The sequence below is a fragment of the Denitraticella aggregata genome, from assembly GCF_048158365.1.
GTDB lineage: Bacteria > Pseudomonadota > Gammaproteobacteria > Burkholderiales > Rhodocyclaceae > Azoarcus_F.
On the sequence record NZ_JBLLNL010000001.1, the window covers coordinates 36,178 to 59,097 of the forward strand.

Below are 22,920 nucleotides of genomic sequence, written 5' to 3' on the forward strand. Positions count from 1 at the left end.
GTTCTGAAGCGGGAGATTCGGTTTGTTCGCACTTGGGCGCCCCGGGACGGTCTCTTACCAGAAAACGGTCTGATGTCCTGAAGGGTTGCTTGTAAGCAGTTTCACCCACGTTCAGCTTTCCCCTGCCGCGCCAGAAGCGCGGCGGGTGCCGGCTGGCACAACCTCCACACAACGGAAGGAGACACACCATGGCTGTATTTTCACTGAGCGATTTCGCGGATCACGAACAGGTCGTATTCTGCAGCGACGACAAGAGCGGACTGAAGGCGATCATCGCGGTCCATAACTCCAACCTCGGCCCCGCGCTGGGCGGCTGCCGGATGTGGCCGTACGCGAGCGAGGAGGAGGCAGTGCGCGACGTGCTGCGCCTGTCGCGCGGCATGACCTACAAGTCCGCGATGGCCAATCTGAGGCTGGGCGGTGGCAAGTCGGTGATCATCGGCAATGCGCGTACCGAGAAGACGCCCGAGCTGCTGGCTGCGTTCGCGCGTGCGCTGGAGCAACTGGGCGGCCGCTACATCGCGGCCGAGGACTCGGGCACCAGCGTCGCCGACATGAAGTACATGAACCAGTTCACCGCCCACGTGGCCGGCATCAAGGACAAGCCGACCGAGGACGGCACGCGCAGCGGCGATCCGTCGCCCGCCACCGCCTATGGCACCTTCATCGGCATCAAGGCTGCGGTGAAGGCGGGTCTCGGGCGTGATTCGCTGGAGGGGCTGCGGGTCGCGGTGCAGGGCGTCGGCAACGTCGGTTTCGATCTCGCCCGCCAGTTGAAGGAAGCGGGTGCGACACTGTGGGTGACCGACATCCATCGCGACAGCCTGACCCGGGCCGCCCAGGAACTCGGCGCGGTCGTGGTTGCGCCGGATGAGATCTTCGGCCTGGACGTGGACGTGTTTGCGCCATGCGCGCTCGGCGCGGTGCTGAACGACCATACCATCCCGCAACTGAAGGCCAGGGTCGTCGCCGGCGCGTCGAACAACCAGCTCGCCGAGACGCGTCACGGCGTCGAGCTGATGAAGCGCGGCATCCTGTATGCGCCCGACTATGTCATCAACGCCGGTGGCATCATCGACGTCTATCACGAGCGTATCGGTTTCGAGCGTGCCGCGCTGCTCAAGCATGTCGAGGGTATCTACGACAACCTGATGGAGCTCTTCGAGCGTGCCGGCAAGGAAGAGCGCCCAACCGGCGAAGTCGCCGACGCGATCGCGGAGGAGCGCTTCAAGCGCTGAGCTCTCGTCGACCGGGCGTCGCGGGACGGTGATGGCTGCCACCCCCCGCGGCTCCGACGGCCACTCGCGCTGCCGCTGTAAGGCTCGCTTCGCTGCGATCCCTGAACTCGCGCTTCGCGCTCAGACAGCAGGGATCGCGAGCGCTACGCTCGCCAACAGCGGCATGCGCTCGGGCCGAGTCGCCGCGGGGGGTGGCAGCCATCACCGTCCCACGGTGTCGTGCCTCATGCGATTGGCCTTCTGCGCGGGCGTTTTCGAAGAAGCTCGTGCACAATGCGGGGATCCGCGGTGTCGCTGGTGCTCTTTTCGGGGGCGCCGTCGCCGGCCGAATTTCAACGAACCGGTACCCCTGCAATGATCGAATCCCTGCTTCTGGCCGCCGCGCGCGTGTGCACCTTCGACATTCAGCGCCCGATGACGAACGCCAGCGGTTTTTTCTTCGAGCGCGACGGGCGGCTGTTTCTGGTCACCAGCCGACATGTGCTCAGCGACCAACCCAGCGATCACTTTCCGAGCCGCATCGAGATCGAGCTGCACACCGATCCGGACAACATGGCCGGTTCGGTGTGGTTCTCGATCCCGCTGTACCGCGATGGACAGAGTCTGTGGCGCCAGGGTGTCGATGCCGCCGGCGAGATCGATGTCGCGGTGCTCGAGATCGAGCGCGATGCGCTACCGTCCACCGCGGTGGTCTACGCGTTCACGCCGGATCACCTGCTGCCTGCCTCGGGTCATGTCGAGATCGGATCTTCGCTGCTGGTGGTCGGTTTTCCGCTCGGTTTCCACGACACGCTACATCACATGCCGGTGGTCCGCCAGGCGGCGCTGGCCTCGTCCTTCGGCCTCCGTTTTAAGGGCGAAGGCTATTTCCTGACCGATGCCCGCACCCATCGCGGCACCAGCGGCGCGCCGGTGGTGATGCGGATATCCGACCCCGATCCCGCGCAGGGCGCTTTGCCGTGGATGCTGCTGGGCGTGCATTCGGCGCGTCTGGACGTGGGCCGCGACGTCGAAGTGGATGAGGCGCTCGGGCTCAACTGCGCGTGGTATGCGGATATCCTGATGACGCTCACCGCGGCTTGACGCCCGCCTCGCGTCAGGCGCGGCCGTCGCCGTTCAGGTCGCGACCGTCGTGACGATCATGAGCCTGTGGACACCGATCGCGCGGATCGTGCAACGAGCGGGACCCCGGAATCAGGCAACGCCCGATTGTCGCCGGCTTCGACTCGGCTATGCTTGGCGCCCATGAGCACCTTCATGCAGGTTCTGTTCAGCGGCGTCGCCACCGGCTGCATCTACGGACTGGTCGCGCTTTCGTTCGTGCTGATCTACAAGGCGACGGAGACCGTCAGCTTCATGCAGGGCGAACTGCTGATGGTCGGCGCGTTCGCGGTGCTGGCCCTCAATGCGGGGCTGGGATGGCCATTGTGGTGGTCGGCGCTGGTCGGCATCGCGGGCATGGTGCTGCTCGGCGCGCTGCTGGAGCGGGGCGTGCTGCGGCGCGCGATCGGTCAGCCGCATCTGACCGCGGTGCTGCTGACCTTCGGCCTGGGCATGATGCTGCGCGGTGCGGTGACCACGGTTCCGGCCGCGAGTCATTCGATGCACAGGCTGCCGGTGCCGTTCGCCGGCGAGACGCTGCAGTTCGGTGCGGTCGTGATTGCCGCCGAGCATTTGGCCGTGATCGCAACCACCGCGGCGCTGGCCCTGGCGCTGACGCTGTTCTTCCGCCATACCCGCGCCGGTCTGGCCTTGCGCGCGTGTTCCGAGAACCCCCGCGTCGCGTCGCTGATGGGTGTGTCGGCGGCGCGTATGCACACGCTGGCGTGGGCGTTGGGGGCCGGGCTGGCCACCTGTGCTGGCTTGTTGCTCGCGCCGGTGACCTTCGTGCACCTGAACATGGGCCTGATCGCGCTGAAGGCCTTTCCGGCTGCGGTGCTGGGCGGCATGACCAGCCTGCCCGGCGCGCTCGTCGCTGGCATCTTCCTCGGTGTCATCGAGGCGCTGGCCGGCCTGGGTCTGCCGGAGGGGGTCAAGGACATCGTGCCCTACGTCTTGCTGATGCTTGCGTTGCTGCTGTTTCCGAACGGCCTGGGCGCGGCGCTGCGGCGATCGCACGGATGAGGCCAGCGCTCTCGCGTCGCCTGCTGTGGAGCGCGCTCGGACTGGCGCTGCTCGCGCTGGCGGCCGTGGGGCTGCTCGGCGCGGACTATGCGCTGGGTCAGCTCGTGTTCGTGTTTACGTACGCGATCGCCGGACTGGGGGTCGTGCTGATCGTGGGCCAGAGCGGCCAGATCTCGCTCGGCCAGGGCGCGCTGCTCGCGCTCGGTGCCTATGTGCAGGCCTGGCTGGTGGTGAACGGCGTGCCCTTTCTGGCGGCGTTGCCGCTGTCGACGGCGGCCGGCGCGCTCGGCGGCTGGGTCGCGAGCCTTCCGGCACGTCGCCTTGGCGGACTGTACTTCGCGATGAGTACGCTCGCGTTCGCGCTGATCGTCGAGGAGGTGCTGGTGCGCTGGGAGTCGGTCACGCGCGGCTCGGCCGGCCTGCTGGTACCTGCCGCATCCGTGGGCGGATGGTCGCTGGATTCGACGCCGGTCCAGGCGGGCGTGAGTCTGGTCGGCTTCGCGATTGCCCTGTGGTGCTGCCATCGCTGGGTGATGTCGCGCCATGGCCGTGCATGGCGGGCGGTGCGGGAGGACGAGATCGCCGCCGCCGCCAGCGGCATAGACACCGTCCGAGCCAAGACGCAGGTCTTCGTGATCGGTGGTGGCCTGTCGGGACTGGCCGGAGCCCTGTACGCGCACTGGATCGGTTTCATCAGCCCGGAGCAGTTCGGCCTGTTCCTGTCCTTCGAACTGCTGATGCTGGCCTTCATCGGTGGCGCACGCCATCTCGCCGGCGCCTTCTGGGGCGCGCTGGTCATCGTCGCGATTCCGCAGGTCAACTCGCTGCTGCGCGAGCTGCTGCCGGCCGAACTCGCGCGCTCGGCCGGTCTGGAGGCGATCATGTTCGGTGCGGTCATCGTCGCGGTGATCATGTTCCGGCCGCAAGGCATCGCCGGCGGCAAGGCCTGACGCGTTCGCGACCGGCCGGCGCAACGCGTAATATCAGGGCGCTCCCGATGGCCCGGACCGCGCGGATGGCGAATAATCCCCGACTTTGTGTTCGACGCCGAGGATTCACCATGCACCCAGTCCGTTCCGCCGTCGCACTCGTTGCGATGGCCACTGCCATCGCTTTCTCGGGCGCGGCTCTGGCGGCGACGCCGGGCGTGACCGACGACGAGATCGTGGTCGGCACGATCCAGGATCTGTCCGGCCCGATCGCGATGCTCGGCACGCCGGTACGCGATGCGATGCTCATGCGCTTCGAGGAGGCCAACGCCGCCGGCGGCGTCCACGGTCGTAAGCTGCGGCTCGCGGTCGAGGATGCGGCCTACGACCCCAAGCGCGCGGTGCTCGCGGCGCGCAAGCTGGTGCGGCGCGACGAAGTTTTCGCGTTCCTGGCCAACATGGGCACGCCGGTGGTGATGGCGACGATGCAGATGATCGTCGATGCCGGGCGGCCGCACCTGTTTCCGTTCTCGCCGCATGAACTGACCTACGCGCCGCTGCATCCGCTGAAGTTCCAGATGTTCGCGCCGTATCAGGACTACATGGACGCGGCGGTGCGCCACATGGTGTCGGAGCAGGGCTACCGGCAGACCTGCCTGCTCTACCAGGACGACGATTACGGACTGGAGGTCATGAAGGGCGTCGAAGCGGGGCTGGCAAAGCTCGACACCGCGCTGCTGGAGAAGACCAGCTACAAACGCGGTGCAACCGACTTTTCGAGCCAGGTCGCGCGGCTGCGCAGCGCCGGTTGCGACTTCGTGGTGCTCGCGACCGTGGTGCGCGAGACAGTCGCGGTGATGGCCGAGGCGCGCAAGCTCGGCTGGGACGTCGATATGCTGGTCACCGCGTCCGGCTATTCGGCGCAGACGCACGAATTGGGCGGCGACGCGGTCGAGGGCCTTTACGGGGTGACGGTGCTGCCGCATCCCTTCGCGGACACCGCCGATCCGGCGCTGGCAGGATGGATAGAGCGATATCGGGCGCGCTTCGGCGTCGCGCCGAACGTGTGGAGCGCGATGGGCTACACGATCGCGGACCTGTTCGTCCAGGCGACCGAGCGCGCGGGACCGGAACTGACGACCGATGCATTTGTCTCCGCAATGGCGACACTGCAGACCAGCGGCGACATTTTCGGCGGGCCGGCGTATCGTTTCAGTCCTGACGATCATCTCGGCAATCGCCATGGACGCATCGCGCAGATTCGCGACGGCCGCTGGGAGGTGCTGACCGGCTACGTCGATTAGGAGGCCGTCGAATCCCGCGGTGACGCCCATGCGGGGCGGCGCGCAAAGGTCGTGCGCCGACGGCTGAACCCTTGTGTTACTGGAGTCCGATGAGCATCCCGCTATCCAATGCCCCATCACCCGGCGATACCCGGCCGCAAACGATTGCGGTCGCCTTCACCGGCGCGTCCGGCATGCCCTATGGTCTGCGACTGGTCGAATGCCTGCTTGCGGCCGGCTGCAATGTCTGGCTGCTGTATTCCCAGGTGGCGCAGATCGTCGCGCGTCAGGAGATGGACCTGAGCCTGCCCTCGCGACCGCTCGACGTGCAGCAGATGCTGGGCACCCGCTTCTCGGCGCGACCCGGCCAGTTGCGGGTGTTCGGGCGCGAGGAATGGTTCGCGCCGCTCGCCTCCGGCTCAAACCCGGCCGATGCGATGGTGGTGTGTCCGTGCACGATGGGCACGCTCGCATCCATTGCGGCCGGGCTGTCGCAGAACCTGATCGAGCGGGCGGCGGACGTCGCGATCAAAGAGGGCAGGCGACTGGTGCTGGTGCCGCGCGAGACGCCGTTCTCCGCGATCCATCTGGAGAACATGCTCAGGCTCGCACGCCTCGGTGTGGTGATCCTGCCGCCCAGCCCGGGTTTCTACACGCATCCGCGCAGCGTGGACGACATGGTCGATTTCGTCGTCGCGCGGGTCATGGACCAGTTACGCGTGCCGCACGTGCTGATGCGACGGTGGGGTGACGGCGAGGGCCCGATGCCGGCCCAAGGCCCGCAGGGGCCGAGCGACGAGGATGACGCGCTGACGGACGATATCCATGACGTCGGGGTGGGTCGATGATGGATGAGGGCACCCCGAAGCGTTCCGAGTCGTCGCCGGAGCAGCCGTCCCGACTCGCGATCTTTCCACTGCAGACCGTGCTGTTTCCGGGTGGCGTGCTGCCGTTGCGGATCTTCGAGGCACGCTACATGGACATGACCACGCAGTGCCTGCGCGACGACACCGTATTCGGTGTGAACCTGATCGCGGACGGTGCCGAGGTCGGCCTGCCCGCGCAACCCCACCCTGTCGGCGTCAGCGCACGCATCACCACCTGGGACATGGCGCAACCGGGGCTGCTGCAGGTCGTGACGGTCGGCGAACGGCGCTTTCGCATCCTGCGTACCGAGCTCGGCGCGAACCGGCTGTTGATGGCCGACGTCCAGTGGCTCGCCGAACCGCCGGTCGTGGCGCTGCCCGAAGGTTTCTCGGCGCTGGTGTCGCTGCTGCGCGCGATCATCGACGACGTCGGGGACGCGCATTTTCCCGAACCGCATCACCTGGACGACGCCGGCTGGGTCGGCATGCGGTTGGCCGGCGTGTTGCCGATGTCGCTGACCGCGCGGCAGCACCTTCTCGAACTGGACGACCCGATCGCACGGCTCGAGATCATCCGCGCGTGGCTGGAGCAGGAAGGCCTGAGCGAGCGAGGCGGGTGAAGCGTGCCGTGCCGGACCAGGACACATGCTTCGCGTTGATCTTCGCCACCCCGTGCAGGCGCGGCGCAAGCCGCGAAAACCCGCTACCGGTCCTTGCGTCGATCGTCGAACAGCGTCGGTGTGCGCAGCGATTCCAGCATGCGCCGGATCGGTGCGGGCAGGCCAGCCCGGTCGAGTTCGTCAAGCCTCAGCCATACGAGCCTGTCTTCGCCGACGCGGTTCGCCTTGTGCGGATTTTGGTCGATGTCGAAGCGCAGCGGCCGGAGCGTCAGCTGGAAATGCGTGAACGCATGCCTGACCGGCGCGAGTTCGGTGCCGTCGTCACCCGCGACGCCCAGATGCGATGCAAGCCAGTGCGCGACCTGGCCGGGTCCGCTTGCCGAGTCGGGCAGTTCCGGCAGGCTCAACAACCCGCCCCAGATGCCACTGGGCGGGCGGCGTTCGAGCAGCACGAGGACGTCTGGGACCGCGCCGTCACCGGACGGGGGCCCGTTCGCCAGCACCAGCGCAACCCTCGATTCGCGCTGCGGTGTCGCTTTGCGCGGGCGCGGCGTGGGTAGCTCCGCGACCCGGCCGTCGCGTGCGGCGATGCACTCTTGTGCAAGCGGACAGCGCATGCAGGCTGGGCGGGCGCGGGTGCACAGGGTGGCGCCCAGATCCATCTGCGCCTGGATGTAGATGCCGGTCGCGTCCGCCCGCTCCGGCAGCAGCGATTCGGCCAGCGCCCACAGGCGGTCCTCGACCTTCTTTTCACCGGGATAACCGTCCACACCGAAGATCCGGCACAGCACGCGCTTCACGTTGCCGTCCAGGATCGCGTGACGCTGCCCGAACGCGAATGTCGCGATCGCAGCGGCCGTCGATCGGCCTATGCCCGGCAGTGACGCGATCGCCTCGACGTCGTCCGGAAACCGACCGCCGTAATCCGTCAGCACGGCCTGCGCGGCCCTGTGCAGGTTGCGCGCCCGCGCGTAGTAGCCGAGCCCGCTCCACAGCGCGAGGACGTCGTCGCCCGGTGCGTCGGCCAGCGCGGCCAGGTCCGGAAAGCGCGCGAGGAAGCGCCGGTAATACGGAATCACCGTGTCGACCTGGGTCTGCTGCAGCATGATTTCGGACAGCCAGATCCGGTAAGGGTCCGACGTGTTCTGCCACGGCAGATCATGCCGTCCGTGTTCGGCGTGCCAGTGAATCAGCGAGCGGGCGAATTCGGACATCGAAGCGGGGGATCGGGCCAGGCGTGACGAGGGATCACACTGTGTCACAGGGGCGCAACACGGACAAGCGCCAGGCTGGTCAGGTCGACGCGCCTCACGATCGCGGCGATAATGCGCACTCATTCCAACAAGCGCCCGTCGTCGTATGTCTCACGCGCGGCGCAACACATCACCCCTACGGATCATGTCACAAGCCCCGATCACTCACGAAGAATTCACCCGCGCGTTCCGCAACTCGCTGGGCATGTTTGCCACCGGCATCACGGTGATCGCCACCCGCGCGGTCAGCGGCGAGCCGATCGGTCTCACGGTCAATTCGTTCAACTCGGTGTCGCTCGATCCGCCGCTGATCGTATGGAGCCTGGCCAACACCTTGCCCAGTCGACCGGCGTTCGAGCAGTGTGAGTACTATTCGGTCAATGTGCTGGCGGCCGACCAGATGCACCTGTCGCAGATCTTCGCGTCCCGCTCCGACGACAAGTTCGCCGGGCTCGATCTGGACGAAGGGCTCTACGGCGTGCCCCTGTTGCGCGATTGCTGCGCCCGTTTCGAATGCCGCAACATCATTCGCCACCCAGGCGGCGACCATGTGTTGTTCATCTCCGAGGTGGTCCGCTTCGATCGCGAAGATCGGGAACCGCTGGTCTTCCAGGGCGGCGCGTATCGGACCCTCGCGCCGCTGTGAGGGTGCGGCCGACGCCGACGACGGTCAGTTGTCCGGCGTGCCGGTGACCGGCTCGGCGAGTTTCTGCAGCATCGAGTGCACCGCGCGGATCTGGCTCCCTTCGCGGGTCGGATAGTCGTCGTCGGTGTAGCCCCACCAGTCCCAGCATCCTGCCGGGTTGAACACCCAGCGCCGCGATCCCCACGCAAAGCCGTCGCGCGCGCGGACCTGCGGATAGAGCACGATCAGATCGTTCGCCTCTGCCCACTCGTTGTATCCGGCACCGGTCACGAAGTCGAGCCCGATCGCGTCTGCGCCCTGGAGGCAGCCGTGAAAGGCGACGTGGACCCTGCAACCGCCGGCTTCGCACGCGCGGGGCACGTACACGAAGGCGGTGTCCGCCATGCTCAGATCGACCGGTGCGCGAGGTTGCGTGTGCGGCGCCTGGTCGAAGCGGCGCAGGCTCGCTTCCCGTGCAGGGGTCCGCGGCGCCAGCGGCCCGACCAGATGCGCAAGCATCTCGCCCGCCGCGTCGAACTCGCCGCAGCGGTTGATGAACGGTGGATCCGTGCTGGGGCACGCGTTCGCCGACTGCGCCGCGACCGAGATCATCGCGTGCCCGGCATCGGGCAGTGTCACGAACGTCAGCGCATCCTCGGCCACGTGCGCCCGGTAGAACGTGACCAGCGAGTCGACGACCGTTCTTTCCACGACGTGGTCGGCGTCACCGGAAAACACCCATACCCGATCGTCGCGCAGCCCCTCGATTGGATCGATGCGACCCGCCGCGACCTGCTGGCGGACCCGCTCCAATGTGCGTGCCAGTTCGGGCACGGGGTTGGCGTCGTCGGGCGTCATGCAGTTGCTCAGGGCCCGACGCGCGTCGCCCTCGGCGCAGTCGTACGGACCGGCTGCGATGACGCCTGCCCCACCGACCATTGCGGAATGCGCGACCTGGAACTGCGTCGCCATGTAACCCCCGGCCGACACGCCCGACACGGAGAGCCCGTTCAGGTCGGCGCCCAGACCTGTCAGGGGTTCCGCGTTCGCCGCGCCCGCGGCCAGCGCGAACAGCAGGACCGACACCGGATGGGACGCATGCATGGATTTCATTGGGACTCGCAACGACGGATGAAGGCGTCCCTGCAGGTTATCAGAGCCGGGCTCGACACGGTGGATCGTCCGGTCAGATCTCGATCGACGTTACGAGTCATGGAGCGGGTGATGGGAACAGATTCAAGCATCCGGTCGCTCCTGCCGCCCCACGAGACCATGGACCCCCGCGTTTGTCGGTTTTGCGTAAGCAATGTCTGCTTGTGACGACTATGAGTACAGGATCCGCGTTGTGTCCGATCAATGAATCGAAAAACTGGAATCTGAATTGAACAAGATAATCGCGGGAATGATGGCCGGCCTTGCAGCGACCGGGGTGCTTTCGGTACTGATGTCGATAAAACGGATGATGGGCGCCGGACTGTTCGGCCTGCAGATGCCAAGCGGGGTCGTCATGGTGCCGGTGGGCACGCCGATGCCATACGCCATCTTCGGCATTGCGCCAGGACAGAGTCTCGGCAGAGTGGCCGCACCATAAGGAACATTGCCGAGTGCACAACAACTTCATCCTCTTTTCAGTCGGATCGCTGCTGCTGACCGCACTGGTAGCCGTATTCTGGACGCCGGTACTCTGGTTACTGGCACTCATTTTGCCGCTCATCGGCATCGGTCTGCACGATACGTTCCAGTCACATCACTCCCTGCGGCGCAACTACCCGTTGTTCGGGCGTGGTCGCTGGTTCATGGAGTGGTTGCGTCCGTTCATTCGCCAGTACCTGCTCGAGTCCGACACGGACGGCACGCCCATCAATCGCATGTTCCGCAATATCGTCTATCAGCGCGCCAAGGGGGCACTGGAGACGGTACCTTTTGGTACGCGGGTCGATACCTATCGCACCGGCTATGAGTGGATTGGTCATTCGTTGTCGGCCATCGATGTAAAGTCCATCGATATGGATCTACGCGTCGTGGTGGGCGGATCGCAGTGTACGCAGCCCTACGCTGCAAGCATATTCAATATCTCGGCGATGAGTTTCGGCGCGCTCAGCCCTAATGCCATCCTGGCGCTGAACGGTGGCGCCAGGGACGGCGGTTTCTACCACAATACCGGCGAGGGTGGACTCAGTCCCTACCACCTGGAGCCAGGCGGTGATCTGGTGTGGCAGATCGGCACCGGTTATTTCGGCTGCCGGGACGAAGCAGGCAACTTCTCATCGGACGCGTTTGCCGAAAAGGCAATCCTGCCCAATATCAAGATGATCGAAATCAAGCTATCTCAGGGCGCCAAGCCAGGGCATGGCGGGATCCTCCCTGCCGACAAAAACACCCCGGAGATCGCGGCGATTCGCGGTGTGCCCGTCGCCACCCAGGTTGACTCTCCACCCACTCACACCGCTTTCTCCAGCCCACATGGACTACTCGCATTCATCGCCCGCTTACGTGAGCTTTCCGGTGGCAAACCGGTGGGCTTCAAGCTCTCGGTCGGACGCAAGAGTGAGTTTGTCGCGATCTGCAAGGCGATGGTGCAAAGCGGTACGCTGCCCGACTTCATCACCGTCGACGGCGGTGAGGGGGGCACTGGCGCCGCACCACTGGAGTACAGCAACTCGGTCGGCATGCCGCTGCGCGAGGCACTTGCCTTCGTCGACGACTGTCTGACTGGTTTCGGCCTGCGTCGCGATATTCGCGTTATCGCCTCCGGCAAGGTGCTCACCGGCTTTCACCTGGTAAAGAATCTGGCCCTGGGAGCGGACATCTGCAACAGTGCGCGGGGGATGATGCTGGCACTGGGCTGTGTGCAGTCGCTGACCTGCAACAGCAATCACTGCCCCTCCGGCGTGGCCACCCAGAACCCCCGGCTCTTCCGGGGGCTGGTGGTGAGCGACAAGCGCCAGCGGGTCGCCCAGTATCACCACAAGACCGTGCATGCCACTGCCGAGATCATCGCTTCGGCCGGTCTGTGCCACACCGCCGAACTGACCCGCACCCATATCTATCGTCGCGTCAGTCAGGAAGCGGTGCGACGCTACGATGAGATCTTCCCCTACCTCAAAGATGGCTGTCTGCTGTCCGACGAAGCGCCCGAGTCCTGGCGCTTGTATCTTGACGAGGCCAAGCCGGACAGTTTCATGCCGACACGCTGCCTGACCGAGATCGATAGTCAATACGATGAGGTGGTGCAGTGTGTGGACCTGCCCCGCGCAAACATGGATGTCGGAGCGCATTGAAAGTCACCTGGTTTTTGCAGGTACTGGGCGTTGAATTCAGTCCAGCAATGGCTGGCTCCGACTGGAACGTTTCGCAGGAACAGATGCCTGGCGCGCAGAATCTCATCAAAAATGATGAGATTCCATGAAAGCTAGAATGGAGCGGGTGAAGGAATCAGAAGATTGAGACCAACCTATTGATTCACAGAGATTTTTCCCGCATGGCTTACAGCCATAGTACCGCATTATGTACCACCGCCGCACACCAGGCAACGAGTCCTAGTCCACCAAGGTCTGAGTAACGCCAGCGACTGCCACGGAACGCTATGCCAAGCCGGTCGATAGACCGCTCCGCTGATCCACCTGGCGCAGTCAGACGTGCCGCAGCACGGGGCCTCGCCACAGCCAGTCATCATCCTCCGCTGGCGAGGACGTTCCCCTTACGCCTGATTAGAAGGATGCAAGATATTAAACCATGATCCTATTTTTCAAGCGCCAACTTATCTTCGAACTACACAATGATTAGATGGCGTTGTATATTTAGCTCATGAGTAGAACTAAAAGGTATCAGGTAATCAAGAGTCTGCAAGCGACGCTCCCCCGCGGAGCGCCGTTCGACCTGCCTGTGCTCCAATCTTTTGGCGTCTCCCCCCAACTGGCAGCCCGCTACGTGGAGAGCGGGTGGCTGGTGCGCCTGGGACACGGGGTCTATGCCTTCCCCAACGATGCCTTTGACGTGAACGGGGCGCTGCTTTTCCTGCAACGGCGCGTGGCCAGCCTGCATGTCGGCGGCAAAAGCGCGCTGGCCTTGCAGGGGGTGCGCCACAACCTGGGCGTGCGCGACACGCTGGTGCTCTGGGGCGAGGCCCGTTTCGCGCTGCCAACCTGGTTCACGGAGCGTTTCCCGGCCCGCTATGTGAATGCCCGGCTGTTCGATTGGTCCGACCCCGACGTGGCCGAAGCCACCCTGCACACCCCGCCCGGACAAACGCAGGGGCTGCGCGTGGCCGTGCCTGAGCGTGCCACGCTGGAACTGCTGTACGAGGCTGGCACCGGGCAAAGCCTGGAGGAAGTGCGCCATCTGTTTGATGGCCTGCGCTCGCCTCGCAAGGCGTTGTTGGGACAGTTGCTGTCCTGCTGCACCAGCGTGAAGGCCGTGCGCCTGTTCCTGACCTGGGCGCGTGAGACCAGCCTTCTGGATGTCGATGACCTGCTGCAACAGTACCCGGTACGCACGGGCAGCGACAAGCGCTGGATGAGCCGCCTCGATGACGGCACATTGCTCAGTCTGAAACCCAATGGATAAGCACTACGCAGACACGGTTCGTCTGTTGTTGGACATCGCTCCCGAGGTGTTCGCCAACGACATTTTTGCCATGAAGGGCGGCACGGCCATCAACCTGTTCGTACAGGACATGCCTCGTTTGTCGGTGGACATCGATGTGGTCTATCTGCCTTGGCAGGATTCCCGAGAGCAGGCGCTGCAGGCGATCAACCAGGAACTGGCTGCGATTGCCGAGCGGGTGACATTGCTGGGGGTGCAGACGCGCCTGATCCGCAGCAAGGACCTGTGGGACACCAAACTGGTCGCGGAGAACGAGATCAGCCAGGTGAAGGTTGAGGTCAATGTCGTGTTCCGCGGCAGTGTGCTGCCGGTCGTCCGCCAGCTATTGAGTGCCAGACCCCGCGATCTGTTCGGGGTGGAGTTTGCTGTGCCAACGCTGGACACTGCGGAACTCTATGCTGGCAAGCTCGTTGCAGCGTTGGATCGGCAGCATCCCCGCGACCTGTTCGATGTCTGGCGACTGTTTGAGACCGGCGAGATGACCGACGCGATGGTCGAGTGCTTCGTCGTCTATCTGGCCGGACACAACCGACCCACCCATGAAGTGCTGTTCGGCAACGACAAGGACATCACCGCCGAGTACGAGCGAGCCTTCGTTGGGATGACGGAGCTGGAATGTCCGCTGGAGCACTTGCTGAAAACACGCAGGCGGCTGAGGCACGAACTGCCACGGCGTCTGAGCGCGGCCCACCGTCAATTCCTGAGTGGCCTGGCACGCGCGCAACCCCAGTGGTCACTGCTGCAATGCACGCATGCAGAGCAACTTCCGGCACTGCGCTGGAAGCTCGCCAACCTGGAGACCTTTCAGAGGCGACGACTACGTGATTTCACCGCACAAGCGGATGCGTTGGACGCGGCGCTGGCTGAGACTCAACCATAGGCGCTCTTGGCTGGGCGGCAGCGTGCAGAGGAGCCTCAAACGCCTGTCGAACCTCTCTTGGTATCGGCGGGTGAGTCGCTTTCAGGACTTCAAGATGGTCGCTTCGATCTCGGGATCTCCCTGCAGGACCATGTGCCGTTACCGCTACACGGACTGCCGCTGTGGCGTGGCAACCTGGCTGTGGCACTGCCTCCTCAATCCCCACTGGCGAGTCATAAGCCCATCGCGCCGGATGAACTGATGGATGTTTCTTTGCTGCGCTGGCAGGGCGAGCCGTGCGCAGCTTTGGATGAACGAATTTCCATGGCCAGAAGGAGGTTCTCCATCCAGGTCGTCACCTCATTCGAGATGATGGCCATGGTTGATGCCCTTGGCAAGCAAGGCACGCGCTTCGTCCCGCAAATTACGGGCTTCACGCAGCGACAGCTCGGGATAGCTACCCAGGGAGATGCGGGCGCGCTGGCCAACCCATGTGTACCGAAAGTGCCAGAGTTTGGCACCGTTGGCCGATACGAAGAGTGAGAGGCCGTTGAAGTCGGCGATGGTGTAGGGCTTGCCGGTGGCCTTGGCCTGCCGAGCCATCATGTCGGTGAGCATGGGTCCAACTCCTCAGAGATGAGTTGGACCCAATGTTCGATACCGTCGCCTGGCTCCTCCAGCAACAATGCGGCACGGGGGCTGACCGCATTGGATGTACCACTTTATGTACCGAAATGTACCGGCAGTCAGTGGATTTTGCTGGATGTCACTGGATCGAGATTCTGTAAAATTCTTAATCGTGACAACAACTTATGACGCTCTCTGGATTTCCTTGGAAGTCCCTGGAAAGTCATCGTGGAGCGGGTGAAGGGAATCGAACCCTCGTATGCAGCTTGGGAAGCTGCCGTTCTGCCATTGAACTACACCCGCGCAGGCGCGAAGAGCAGCCATTCTATCGACTGGGCCGGCGGCGCGCAATCGAGCCCGGCGCATGGATGGCCGCCTTCTGGCCTCGTGCTAAACTTTGCACCCGTTTCAGGACTTCCTTCCTTCCAGATGCTGCAGCTCACGATCAACGGTCAATCAGAAACGCTGGACGACGGTGCCACGGTCGCCACCGTGCTTGCGGCGAGGCAACTCGTCGGAAAGCGGGTCGCAGTCGAGCGCAATGGCGAGATCGTGCCCAAGGGCCGCCACGCCGAAACCGTATTGACCGACGGCGACAGGCTGGAGGTGGTCGTTGCGGTCGGCGGCGGTTGAGACCGTCCCGAACGCGCCGCACATCCGTAACCGAACTCTCCACGACAGGCATGAACATGAACGATCCCCTGGTCATCGCAGGCAAGGACTATGGCTCGCGGCTGCTGGTTGGTACCGGCAAGTACAAGGATTTCGATCAGACCCGTCACGCGATCGAGACCAGCGGCGCGCAGATCGTGACGGTCGCGATCCGCCGCATTAACATCGGCCAGAACGCGGGCGAACCGAATCTGCTCGACGTGCTGCCGCCCGAGCGCTTCACGATCCTGCCCAACACCGCCGGCTGCTTTGACGCGGACGAGGCGGTTCGCACATTGCGCCTGGCGCGGGAACTGCTCGACGGCCATGCGCTGGTCAAGCTCGAGGTGCTCGGCGATCCGCAGACGCTGTTCCCGAACATGCCGGAGACGCTGAAGGCGGCCGCGACCCTGGTCAAGGACGGCTTCGACGTGATGGTCTACTGCTCGGACGACCCGATCCAGGCCAAGATGCTCGAAGACATCGGTTGCGTCGCGATCATGCCGCTCGCGTCGCTGATCGGCTCCGGCATGGGCATCCTCAATCCGTGGAACCTGCGCCTGATCATCGACCAGGCGCGCGTGCCGGTGCTGGTCGATGCGGGCGTCGGCACCGCGTCGGATGCCGCGATCGCGATGGAGCTCGGTTGCGACGGCGTGCTGATGAACACCGCGATCGCGAAGGCGAACGATCCAGTGCGGATGGCCAGCGCGATGAGGAAGGCGGTCGAGGCCGGGCGCGAGGCCTATCTGGCCGGACGCATGCCGCGCAAGCATTATTCCGCCGATCCCAGTTCGCCGACCGGCGGACTGATTGGTTCCTGAACCCGGGTCCGGGCAATCGGCCGGACCCATCCCCGCCCAATTGCCGCCCGCCCGCCGCCTGATCATGACCCAAGCGCACAGCCGCACGCCAACCGAAGCCCAGCCTGGCAGTGACGCTTCGAGCGTGCTCGACGATGTCCGCAGCGACGCCGACGCGCGGCAGGGAGAGGGCCGCTTCTCGAGTCGTTCGATCCGCAGCTTCGTGCTGCGTCAGGGCCGGATGACCGCGGCGCAGCAGCGCAATCTCGACCAGATGATGCCGAGCATCGGCATTGCGTATCATGCGTCGCCGCTCGACCTGGATGCAGTGTTCGGACGCATCGCGCCCCGCATTATCGAGGTGGGATTCGGCATGGGCGAGACTACGGCGACGATCGCGGCCGAGCGCCCCGAAGACGACTTCATCGCGATCGAGGTTCATGGGCCGGGGGTCGGAAACCTGTGCAAGCTGGTGGCCGAGCGGGGGCTGGGCAACCTGCGCATCATCCAGCATGACGCGGTCGAGGTGCTGCGCGACATGCTCGTCGAGGGTTCTCTGGCCGGCGTGCATGTCTTCTTCCCCGATCCGTGGCACAAGAAGCGCCATCACAAGCGGCGCATCATCCAGAGGGATTTCGTCGCACTGGTGGCCTCGCGCCTCGCACCGGGGGGGTATCTGCACTGCGCGACGGACTGGCAGGAGTATGCGGAATGGATTATGGAGGTCTTGTCGGCCGAACCCCTGCTCGCCAACACCGCCGACGGGTTTGCGCCACGTCCCGATTACCGGCCCCTGACCAAGTTCGAGAACCGCGGGCTCAGGTTGGGCCATGGCGTATGGGACCTGGTGTTCCGACGCATCGAATGACGATCCGGCCATGCGTGTCACGGCCGGTGACAATGCAGCGTCGGCCAGTTTCCGGAAGGGCCGATAAACCGGAGAGCGGATCATGATCAAGGGTGTCTTCCGATTCATCGGGCGCCTTTTCTACTACGTAGGCTACTGGCTGGATACGGTACGTCGTGCCGTGTTCAATCTGCTGTTCCTGCTGCTGATCGGTGTCGTCATCGCGTTCTTCTGGCGCCCGACGCCCGAGCTTGCGGACGATTCGGTGCTGGTGCTGCGACCGGTGGGATCGCTGGTCGAGCAGGCGCGGCTCGAGGACCCGCTCGAGCTGCTACGCCCGGCCGGCACCCGGGTGTCGCAGACCTCGTTGCGCAATCTGCTCGAGGCGGTGCATGCGGCGCGCGACGACCATCGGATCAGGGGCCTGGTCGTGGAGACCGACGGCCTCAGCGCGGCCAGCCTGTCCAAGCTGGCCGAGTTGCGTGGCGCGATCGAAGCCTTCAAACAGAGCGGCAAACCGGTGCTGGCCCGGGGCGAGCGCTTCGACCAGGGGCAGTACTATCTGGCCAGCGTGGCCGACGAAGTGCACCTGTCCGCCGACGGATTCGTGCTGTTGCGCGGGTTCGCGCGTTATGTGAGCTATTTTCGCAACGCACTCGATTCGCTCGGCGTGAAGGTGCATGTGTTCCGGGTCGGCGAATACAAGTCCTTCAGCGAACCGTTCACGCGCAGCGACATGTCGGACGAGGACCGCGCCAACACCCGCGACCTGCTGGATGGGTTGTGGAGCGTGTTTCGTGAAGACATCGCCGCCAGTCGCGGCCTGGAGCCGGCCGCGCTCGATCACTACATCATGGACTATGGCGACGCGCTGACCGCGAGCGGCGGCGATGCCGCGCAGGCGGCGCTGAAGGCCGGGCTGGTCGATCGTTTCAGCACGCGTGACCAGTGGCGCGAGCTGCTGCGCCAGCGTTTCGGCATCGCGGGCGAGCGGGAAGAGTACGGCGAGGACTCAGATGGCGAGGACGGTGGCGACGGGATCCGCCGCGTGAGCGTGTCGCGCTATCTGGCCCATGTGCGTGCCGCTGCTCCGCAGCACGAGGACCAGGTCGCCGTGCTGGTCGCACAAGGCTCGATCATGGACGGCTCGAGCAGGCCGGGCTCGGTCGGCGGCGACAGCCTGGCACGGCTGATTCGCGAGGCGCGCGAGGACGACACGGTCAAGGCGGTGGTGATCCGCATCGACAGCCCGGGCGGGAGCGCGTGGGCATCCGAACTGATCCGGCGCGAGCTGGAGGTCACGCGCGCGGCAGGCAAGCCGGTGGTGGCATCGATGAGCTCGACCGCTGCATCCGGCGGCTACTGGATCGCCGCCGGGGCCGACGAGATCTGGGCGCATCCGGTGAGCATCACCGGTTCGATCGGCATCTTCGCGATGTTCCCGGAGTTCTCCGAGCCGCTGGAGCGCATCGGCGTCACCGTCGATGGCGTGACCACCGCGCCGCTCGCCGGTGCGTTCGACCCGCGCCGACCGATGGAGCCGCTGGCCGCCGAGGCGATGCAGATCGCGATCGAACACGGTTATCGACGTTTTCTCGACATCGTCGCGCGTGCCCGCAACATGAGCGTGAGCGATGTCGATCTGGTCGCGCGCGGCCAGGTATGGACCGGCGAGGCGGCGAGCAAGCTCGGGCTGGTCGATCAGCTCGGCGGCCTGGACGCGGCCATCGCAGCCGCCGCGGCGCGGGCCGGACTGCGCAACTACGACGTGGTGTGGCCGGAGTCGCGCCTGTCGCCGCGTGAGTTGCTGATGCGGCAGTTCGGCGACCTGGTGCTAGCCTGGGGCCTGCTTGCGCCGGCTGCCGAGCCCCCCGGCGCGCCGTCGGCATTGGGCTTGCTGCTGGGCGCGCTCGAGCGCGAGGTCGAGGCCCTGCTCCACTGGAATGACCCGCAGCATCTGTACACCCACTGCCTGTGCGAGGCGCCGTGACGGCGGTATGCGCCGGGTCAGGCGTCGCGCAGGAACAGCGTCAGCAGGTCGTTCAGATAGCGGCGCCCGCGCGGGCTCGGGCGCAGGTCGCGCGGATCGGCCTCGAGCAGCCCTTGTGCGATTGCGTCGTCCAGTTGTTGCCGGATCAGTGCAAGCGGTAGCCCGGTGCGGGCGGCGAAGAGTTCGCGCGGGACACCGTCGCTCAGTCTGAGCGCGTTCATCATGAACTCGAAGGGCAGGTCCGCGACGCCGACCTCGCGGCGTTCCTGCACGAAGTCGCGCCGGGCCGCGGCCTCCAGGTAGCGGGTCGGATGCTTGTGGCGCATCTCGCGCACGATACCGGCATGGCTGGACAGTTTTCCGTGCGCGCCGGCGCCTATGCCCAGATAGTCGCCGAACAGCCAGTAGTTCAGATTGTGCCGGCAGCGCTGGTCCGGGAGGGCGAAGGCCGAGGTTTCGTAGTGTTCGAAGCCGGCCTCGGCGAGCCGTGCCTCGATCGCGTCCTGCATGTCGGCGGCGTGGTCGGCGTCGGGCAGCGGCGGTGGGTCGTGATGGAACGGGGTGTTGGGTTCCAGCGTCAGGTGATAGGCCGACAGGTGGCCAACGCCGGTCGCCAGCGCCTGCTCGAGGTCGGCCAGCGCCTGCTGCAGCGATTGCTCCGGCAGCGCGTACATCAGGTCGATGTTGACCCGTTCGAAATGCGTCTGCGCGATGTCGATCGCACGCCGTGCCTCGCGGCTGTCGTGGATGCGGCCGAGGCGCGCCAGATGGCCGTCATCGAAGCTCTGCACCCCGATCGACAGGCGATTCACGCCGGCACTGCGAAAATCCCGGAAGCGCTCGCTCTCGAAGGTGCCGGGATTGGCCTCCAGCGTGATCTCGGCCAGCGGGTCCAGCGGCAGCAGGGTACGGATCGCGGTGAGCAGGCGGTCCAGCGCTGCGGCCGTCATCAGGCTGGGCGTGCCACCGCCGATGAACACGGTCTGGATGCGTCGCCCCCAGACCTGCGGCAACGCCGTCTCGATGTCGGCGATCAGCGCATCGACATAGGTGCGCTCCAGCGACTCGTGCTCGCCGGGGCTGCGCTGCTGGTGAGAATTGAAGTCGCAGTACGGGCACTTTTTCACGCACCACGGGTAATGCACGTACAGCGCCAGCGGCGGCGGTGCGGACAGCTTTGGCTGCAGCGTGGCCGGGTCGGGAGCCGGTCGCGACGGCGCCTCGACCGCCAGCCGGATCACGCGCCGTTCGCTCATCCGGGCGCGCGACCCTGGCCGGGCTGCAGTCGGCCGAGCAGATGGCGCATCGCGGCGCCGCGGTGGCTCAGTGTGTTCTTCAGCGCCGCGTCCAGCTCGGCGGCGGTCTGCTCGAGTTCGGGCACGTAGAACAGCGGGTCGTAACCGAACCCGCGCTCGCCGCGTGGTGCGTCCAGAATCAACCCGTGCCATTCGCCGTCGGCGATCAGCGGGCGTGGGTCGTCCGCATGCAGCACCAGTACCACCACGGTGTAGAAATACGCGCTGCGGTCCGCGCAGCCGGTCAGGCGCTCGAGCAGCAGCGCGTTGTTGCGCGCATCGGACTTCGGTTCGCCGGCGAAGCGCGCCGAATGCACGCCCGGCTCACCGCCGAGTGCGCTCACGCACAGGCCCGAGTCGTCGGCGATCGCCGGTAGTCCGGTGTGTGCTGCCGCGTGGCGCGCCTTGGCGAGCGCGTTCTCGACGAAGGTGAGATGCGGCTCCTCCGCCTCCGGCACGTCGAATGCCGACTGCGGCAGCACCTCGATGCCGAGCGGGGACAGCAGCGCGGCCAGTTCGGCCGCCTTCTTCGTGTTGTTGCTGGCGAGAAGGAGTTTTTCGATCATGCGGACAGACTCGCAATACGGTGTCGGGTGGGGGTAGGGGTGCGGGTAGGGCGGGGGCGTGTGCGCCGTCGCGAGGATCGCTCAATCCAGCCCGAGCGCGACCTTCTGCGCCTGGACCAGCTCGCGGATGCCTTGATCGGCCAGTGTTAGCATCGCGTCGAGTTCGGCGCGCGAGAAAGGTGTACCCTCGGCTGTGCCCTGCACCTCGATGATTCCACCCGAGCCGGTCATGACCACGTTCATGTCGGTGTCGCAGCCCGAATCCTCCGCATAGTCTAGATCGAGCACCGGCGTGCCGTCGAGCATGCCGACCGACACCGCCGCGACCATGTCCCGCATCGGGCTGGCCGCGAGCTTGCCGGCCGCGACCAGCCCGGCGATCGCGTCATGCACCGCGACGCAGGCGCCGGTGATCGACGCGGTGCGCGTGCCGCCGTCGGCCTGTAGCACGTCGCAGTCGATGATGATCTGGCGCTCGCCCAGCGCGGCCAGGTCGACCACCGCGCGCAGGCTGCGCCCGATCAGGCGCTGGATCTCCTGGGTGCGTCCGCTCTGCTTGCCGCGCGCGGCCTCGCGCGCGCTGCGGGTATGGGTGGAGCGGGGCAGCATGCCGTACTCGGCGGTCAGCCAGCCCTGCCCCTTGCCACGCAGAAACGACGGCACCGATTCTTCGACACTGGCGGTGCACAGCACGCGCGTGTCACCGAACTCGATCAATACCGAACCCTCGGCATGGCGGGTGAAGTGGCGGGTGATCCGGATGGACCGGAGCTGGTCGGGGCGGCGTTGTTGGCTGGGGCGCATGAGGGTCCTTTCGGTCATTTGCTGAATTTCTGGATCGCGGAATTGATCTCCGAGATCGCGCGTTCGATCTCGTCGTCGGTCAGGTCGAGGTCGCTGACCGGCGGGCGGGTTCGCTGGAAGGTGTCGAGGCGGGTGGTGAAGTGATCGAGCGCCATCGTCTGCGTGGACACCGTGTCGGAGTGGGCCGCGGCGCCGGCGTCCTCCCAGCGCATCGCGATCATCGACAGGTTGTCGCAGGTGTCGCCGCCGCGCACCTCGGCGTGGTCGAGCAGTCGCGGCACGGCCTCCATCACGTTGTTGCCGGTGAAACCCTGCACCATGCTGTCGTCGTCGAGCGGCCCCCACAGGCCGTCGGTGCACAATGCGACGATGTCCCCGTCGCGCAATGCGAAACGCTTGGAGAACTCCACCTGCGGCGGGTGGTTGCCGCCGAGGCAGCTGTAGATGCGGTTGCGACCCGGATGACGGGCCGCGCCTTCCGCGTCGAGCAGGCCCTGGTCCATCATCAGCTGGACCCGCGAATGATCGCGCGTGCGGGTCGCGATCCGTCCGCGCCTGAGCACGTACAGCCGCGAGTCGCCGGCATGCGCCCAGTGCGCGAATCCGTCCTGCACGATGCAAGCGACGACGGTGGTGCGCGGCGCCTCGGCGAGCTGCTTGTCGAACGCGTAGTCGAGGATCGCGTTGTGCGCGTTGGTCAGGGTCCGGGACAGGAAGAACACCGGATCGGGCAGTTCCGGCCGGGCCTCGCGCTGGAAGGCCTGCGTGATGAACTGCACCGCGATCTGGGCGGCGATCTCGCCATGCAGATGACCACCCATGCCGTCGGCGATCACCATCAGCAGCGCGTCGCGCGAATAGCAGTACGCATTTCGGTCCTGATTGGCCTTGCGCCTGCCGATGCGGCTTTCCTGGAATATCGTGAATTTCAAGAG

The 22,920-nt window shown here is 65.6% G+C and carries 24 protein-coding genes, 1 tRNA gene and 1 pseudogene; 18 read left to right on the forward strand and 8 right to left on the reverse strand.

Annotation, left to right across the window (positions count from 1 at the left end; genetic code table 11):
- The first annotated feature begins 188 nt into the window (after positions 1-188).
- The 7 genes from ACKVEX_RS00170 to ACKVEX_RS00200 all read left to right on the forward strand — a co-directional run bounded on the left by ACKVEX_RS00170 (position 189) and on the right by ACKVEX_RS00200 (position 7,060).
- Entirely contained in the window at positions 189-1,238 is a 1,050-nt protein-coding gene (locus tag ACKVEX_RS00170) for a Glu/Leu/Phe/Val dehydrogenase dimerization domain-containing protein (RefSeq protein ID WP_473213653.1), read from the forward strand.
- 354 nt (positions 1,239-1,592) lie between these two features.
- Positions 1,593-2,321, forward strand: coding sequence for a S1 family peptidase (locus ACKVEX_RS00175; protein ID WP_473213654.1), 729 nt, complete (start codon positions 1,593-1,595; stop codon positions 2,319-2,321).
- A gap of 162 nt (positions 2,322-2,483) precedes the next feature.
- A complete protein-coding gene (locus tag ACKVEX_RS00180; protein ID WP_473213655.1) occupies positions 2,484-3,362 on the forward strand; it encodes a branched-chain amino acid ABC transporter permease in 879 nt (292 codons plus the stop codon).
- Positions 3,359-4,312 carry a branched-chain amino acid ABC transporter permease gene (locus ACKVEX_RS00185; protein ID WP_473213656.1) on the forward strand — a complete coding sequence of 318 codons (954 nt, stop codon included), beginning with the start codon at positions 3,359-3,361 and terminating at the stop codon, positions 4,310-4,312. The genes ACKVEX_RS00180 and ACKVEX_RS00185 overlap by 4 nt, the downstream gene beginning before the upstream one ends.
- 110 nt (positions 4,313-4,422) lie before the next feature.
- Positions 4,423-5,595: an ABC transporter substrate-binding protein gene (locus tag ACKVEX_RS00190; RefSeq protein ID WP_473213657.1), complete on the forward strand. Its 1,173-nt coding sequence runs from the start codon at positions 4,423-4,425 to the stop codon at positions 5,593-5,595.
- 89 nt (positions 5,596-5,684) lie between these two features.
- Entirely contained in the window at positions 5,685-6,422 is a 738-nt protein-coding gene (locus ACKVEX_RS00195) for a flavin prenyltransferase UbiX (protein WP_473213658.1), read from the forward strand.
- Positions 6,419-7,060, forward strand: a complete 642-nt coding sequence (locus ACKVEX_RS00200) for an LON peptidase substrate-binding domain-containing protein (RefSeq protein ID WP_473213659.1) — start codon at positions 6,419-6,421, stop codon at positions 7,058-7,060. Before ACKVEX_RS00195 ends, ACKVEX_RS00200 begins: the two co-directional genes overlap by 4 nt.
- Before the next feature lie 83 nt (positions 7,061-7,143).
- Here the strand turns inward: ACKVEX_RS00200 and mutY are convergent, their stop codons facing one another.
- Positions 7,144-8,274, reverse strand: coding sequence for an A/G-specific adenine glycosylase (gene mutY / locus ACKVEX_RS00205; RefSeq protein ID WP_473213660.1), 1,131 nt, complete (start codon positions 8,272-8,274; stop codon positions 7,144-7,146).
- 184 nt (positions 8,275-8,458) lie between these two features.
- Here mutY and ACKVEX_RS00210 point away from each other — a divergent pair, with 184 nt between their 5' ends.
- Positions 8,459-8,959 carry a flavin reductase family protein gene (locus tag ACKVEX_RS00210; protein ID WP_473213661.1) on the forward strand — a complete coding sequence of 167 codons (501 nt, stop codon included), beginning with the start codon at positions 8,459-8,461 and terminating at the stop codon, positions 8,957-8,959.
- A gap of 24 nt (positions 8,960-8,983) precedes the next feature.
- Here the strand turns inward: ACKVEX_RS00210 and ACKVEX_RS00215 are convergent, their stop codons facing one another.
- Positions 8,984-10,051, reverse strand: coding sequence for an extracellular catalytic domain type 2 short-chain-length polyhydroxyalkanoate depolymerase (locus tag ACKVEX_RS00215; RefSeq protein ID WP_473213662.1), 1,068 nt, complete (start codon positions 10,049-10,051; stop codon positions 8,984-8,986).
- A 268-nt stretch (positions 10,052-10,319) separates the two neighbouring features.
- Between ACKVEX_RS00215 and ACKVEX_RS00220 the strand changes: the two genes are divergently transcribed.
- From ACKVEX_RS00220 to ACKVEX_RS00245, 6 genes and pseudogenes are all read left to right on the forward strand, one after another.
- Positions 10,320-10,529 (forward strand): hypothetical protein, encoded by a 210-nt coding sequence (locus ACKVEX_RS00220; protein WP_473213663.1) that lies wholly within the window; start codon positions 10,320-10,322, stop codon positions 10,527-10,529.
- Positions 10,530-10,542: 13 nt separating this feature from the next.
- Entirely contained in the window at positions 10,543-12,219 is a 1,677-nt protein-coding gene (locus ACKVEX_RS00225) for an FMN-binding glutamate synthase family protein (RefSeq protein ID WP_473213664.1), read from the forward strand.
- On the forward strand, positions 12,216-12,347 hold the full coding sequence (locus ACKVEX_RS00230; protein ID WP_473213665.1) for a hypothetical protein: 132 nt from the start codon (positions 12,216-12,218) through the stop codon (positions 12,345-12,347). The genes ACKVEX_RS00225 and ACKVEX_RS00230 overlap by 4 nt, the downstream gene beginning before the upstream one ends.
- 398 nt (positions 12,348-12,745) lie before the next feature.
- Positions 12,746-13,504 (forward strand): type IV toxin-antitoxin system AbiEi family antitoxin domain-containing protein, encoded by a 759-nt coding sequence (locus ACKVEX_RS00235; protein WP_473213666.1) that lies wholly within the window; start codon positions 12,746-12,748, stop codon positions 13,502-13,504.
- A complete protein-coding gene (locus ACKVEX_RS00240; RefSeq protein WP_473213667.1) occupies positions 13,497-14,423 on the forward strand; it encodes a nucleotidyl transferase AbiEii/AbiGii toxin family protein in 927 nt (308 codons plus the stop codon). Before ACKVEX_RS00235 ends, ACKVEX_RS00240 begins: the two co-directional genes overlap by 8 nt.
- 57 nt (positions 14,424-14,480) lie before the next feature.
- Positions 14,481-14,726 (forward strand): annotated as a pseudogene (locus ACKVEX_RS00245) (LysR substrate-binding domain-containing protein); the annotation flags it as partial.
- 36 nt (positions 14,727-14,762) lie between these two features.
- Here ACKVEX_RS00245 and ACKVEX_RS00250 read toward each other — a convergent pair.
- Both ACKVEX_RS00250 and ACKVEX_RS00255 read right to left on the reverse strand, forming a co-directional pair.
- Positions 14,763-15,020, reverse strand: coding sequence for an Arm DNA-binding domain-containing protein (locus tag ACKVEX_RS00250; protein ID WP_473213668.1), 258 nt, complete (start codon positions 15,018-15,020; stop codon positions 14,763-14,765).
- Positions 15,021-15,258: 238 nt separating this feature from the next.
- Positions 15,259-15,332 (reverse strand) — tRNA-Gly (locus ACKVEX_RS00255).
- A gap of 126 nt (positions 15,333-15,458) precedes the next feature.
- Here ACKVEX_RS00255 and thiS point away from each other — a divergent pair.
- The 4 genes from thiS to sppA all read left to right on the forward strand — a co-directional run bounded on the left by thiS (position 15,459) and on the right by sppA (position 19,320).
- The gene (thiS, locus tag ACKVEX_RS00260) at positions 15,459-15,662 is read left to right on the forward strand and encodes a sulfur carrier protein ThiS (RefSeq protein WP_473213669.1); all 204 of its coding nucleotides are present in this window, start codon (positions 15,459-15,461) and stop codon (positions 15,660-15,662) included.
- A 56-nt stretch (positions 15,663-15,718) separates the two neighbouring features.
- Complete coding sequence (locus ACKVEX_RS00265) at positions 15,719-16,504, forward strand: thiazole synthase (protein ID WP_473213670.1); 786 nt, start codon at positions 15,719-15,721, stop codon at positions 16,502-16,504.
- A gap of 64 nt (positions 16,505-16,568) precedes the next feature.
- Positions 16,569-17,351: a tRNA (guanosine(46)-N7)-methyltransferase TrmB gene (trmB, locus tag ACKVEX_RS00270; RefSeq protein ID WP_473213671.1), complete on the forward strand. Its 783-nt coding sequence runs from the start codon at positions 16,569-16,571 to the stop codon at positions 17,349-17,351.
- 82 nt (positions 17,352-17,433) lie between these two features.
- Positions 17,434-19,320 (forward strand): signal peptide peptidase SppA, encoded by a 1,887-nt coding sequence (gene sppA, locus ACKVEX_RS00275; protein WP_473213672.1) that lies wholly within the window; start codon positions 17,434-17,436, stop codon positions 19,318-19,320.
- 17 nt (positions 19,321-19,337) lie between these two features.
- Here sppA and hemW read toward each other — a convergent pair whose 3' ends face one another.
- From hemW to ACKVEX_RS00295, 4 genes are all read right to left on the reverse strand, one after another.
- The gene (gene hemW, locus ACKVEX_RS00280; protein ID WP_473213673.1) at positions 19,338-20,576 is read right to left on the reverse strand and encodes a radical SAM family heme chaperone HemW; all 1,239 of its coding nucleotides are present in this window, start codon (positions 20,574-20,576) and stop codon (positions 19,338-19,340) included.
- Positions 20,573-21,181, reverse strand: coding sequence for an RdgB/HAM1 family non-canonical purine NTP pyrophosphatase (gene rdgB / locus ACKVEX_RS00285; RefSeq protein ID WP_473213674.1), 609 nt, complete (start codon positions 21,179-21,181; stop codon positions 20,573-20,575). The genes hemW and rdgB overlap by 4 nt, the downstream gene beginning before the upstream one ends.
- An 81-nt stretch (positions 21,182-21,262) precedes the next feature.
- Complete coding sequence (gene rph / locus ACKVEX_RS00290; RefSeq protein WP_473213675.1) at positions 21,263-21,985, reverse strand: ribonuclease PH; 723 nt, start codon at positions 21,983-21,985, stop codon at positions 21,263-21,265.
- 14 nt (positions 21,986-21,999) lie between these two features.
- On the reverse strand, positions 22,000-22,917 hold the full coding sequence (locus tag ACKVEX_RS00295; RefSeq protein WP_473213676.1) for a PP2C family protein-serine/threonine phosphatase: 918 nt from the start codon (positions 22,915-22,917) through the stop codon (positions 22,000-22,002).
- Positions 22,918-22,920: the final 3 nt, after the last annotated feature.

Excerpts from the sequence above, each read along its gene's own strand:
- ACKVEX_RS00215 (WP_473213662.1), bottom strand. The coding sequence starts at position 10,051 with ATGAAATCCATGCATGCGTCCCATCCGGTGTCGGTCCTGCTGTTCGCG.
- rph (WP_473213675.1), bottom strand. The coding sequence starts at position 21,985 with ATGCGCCCCAGCCAACAACGCCGCCCCGACCAGCTCCGGTCCATCCGG.
- mutY (WP_473213660.1), bottom strand. The coding sequence starts at position 8,274 with ATGTCCGAATTCGCCCGCTCGCTGATTCACTGGCACGCCGAACACGGA.
- ACKVEX_RS00195 (WP_473213658.1), top strand. The coding sequence starts at position 5,685 with ATGAGCATCCCGCTATCCAATGCCCCATCACCCGGCGATACCCGGCCG.
- hemW (WP_473213673.1), bottom strand. The coding sequence starts at position 20,576 with ATGAGCGAACGGCGCGTGATCCGGCTGGCGGTCGAGGCGCCGTCGCGA.
- ACKVEX_RS00240 (WP_473213667.1), top strand. The coding sequence starts at position 13,497 with ATGGATAAGCACTACGCAGACACGGTTCGTCTGTTGTTGGACATCGCT.
- ACKVEX_RS00210 (WP_473213661.1), top strand. The coding sequence starts at position 8,459 with ATGTCACAAGCCCCGATCACTCACGAAGAATTCACCCGCGCGTTCCGC.
- rdgB (WP_473213674.1), bottom strand. The coding sequence starts at position 21,181 with ATGATCGAAAAACTCCTTCTCGCCAGCAACAACACGAAGAAGGCGGCC.
- ACKVEX_RS00185 (WP_473213656.1), top strand. The coding sequence starts at position 3,359 with ATGAGGCCAGCGCTCTCGCGTCGCCTGCTGTGGAGCGCGCTCGGACTG.
- thiS (WP_473213669.1), top strand. The coding sequence starts at position 15,459 with ATGCTGCAGCTCACGATCAACGGTCAATCAGAAACGCTGGACGACGGT.
- ACKVEX_RS00180 (WP_473213655.1), top strand. The coding sequence starts at position 2,484 with ATGAGCACCTTCATGCAGGTTCTGTTCAGCGGCGTCGCCACCGGCTGC.
- ACKVEX_RS00265 (WP_473213670.1), top strand. The coding sequence starts at position 15,719 with ATGAACGATCCCCTGGTCATCGCAGGCAAGGACTATGGCTCGCGGCTG.
- sppA (WP_473213672.1), top strand. The coding sequence starts at position 17,434 with ATGATCAAGGGTGTCTTCCGATTCATCGGGCGCCTTTTCTACTACGTA.
- ACKVEX_RS00190 (WP_473213657.1), top strand. The coding sequence starts at position 4,423 with ATGCACCCAGTCCGTTCCGCCGTCGCACTCGTTGCGATGGCCACTGCC.
- ACKVEX_RS00250 (WP_473213668.1), bottom strand. The coding sequence starts at position 15,020 with ATGCTCACCGACATGATGGCTCGGCAGGCCAAGGCCACCGGCAAGCCC.
- ACKVEX_RS00170 (WP_473213653.1), top strand. The coding sequence starts at position 189 with ATGGCTGTATTTTCACTGAGCGATTTCGCGGATCACGAACAGGTCGTA.
- trmB (WP_473213671.1), top strand. The coding sequence starts at position 16,569 with ATGACCCAAGCGCACAGCCGCACGCCAACCGAAGCCCAGCCTGGCAGT.
- ACKVEX_RS00175 (WP_473213654.1), top strand. The coding sequence starts at position 1,593 with ATGATCGAATCCCTGCTTCTGGCCGCCGCGCGCGTGTGCACCTTCGAC.
- ACKVEX_RS00235 (WP_473213666.1), top strand. The coding sequence starts at position 12,746 with ATGAGTAGAACTAAAAGGTATCAGGTAATCAAGAGTCTGCAAGCGACG.
- ACKVEX_RS00200 (WP_473213659.1), top strand. The coding sequence starts at position 6,419 with ATGATGGATGAGGGCACCCCGAAGCGTTCCGAGTCGTCGCCGGAGCAG.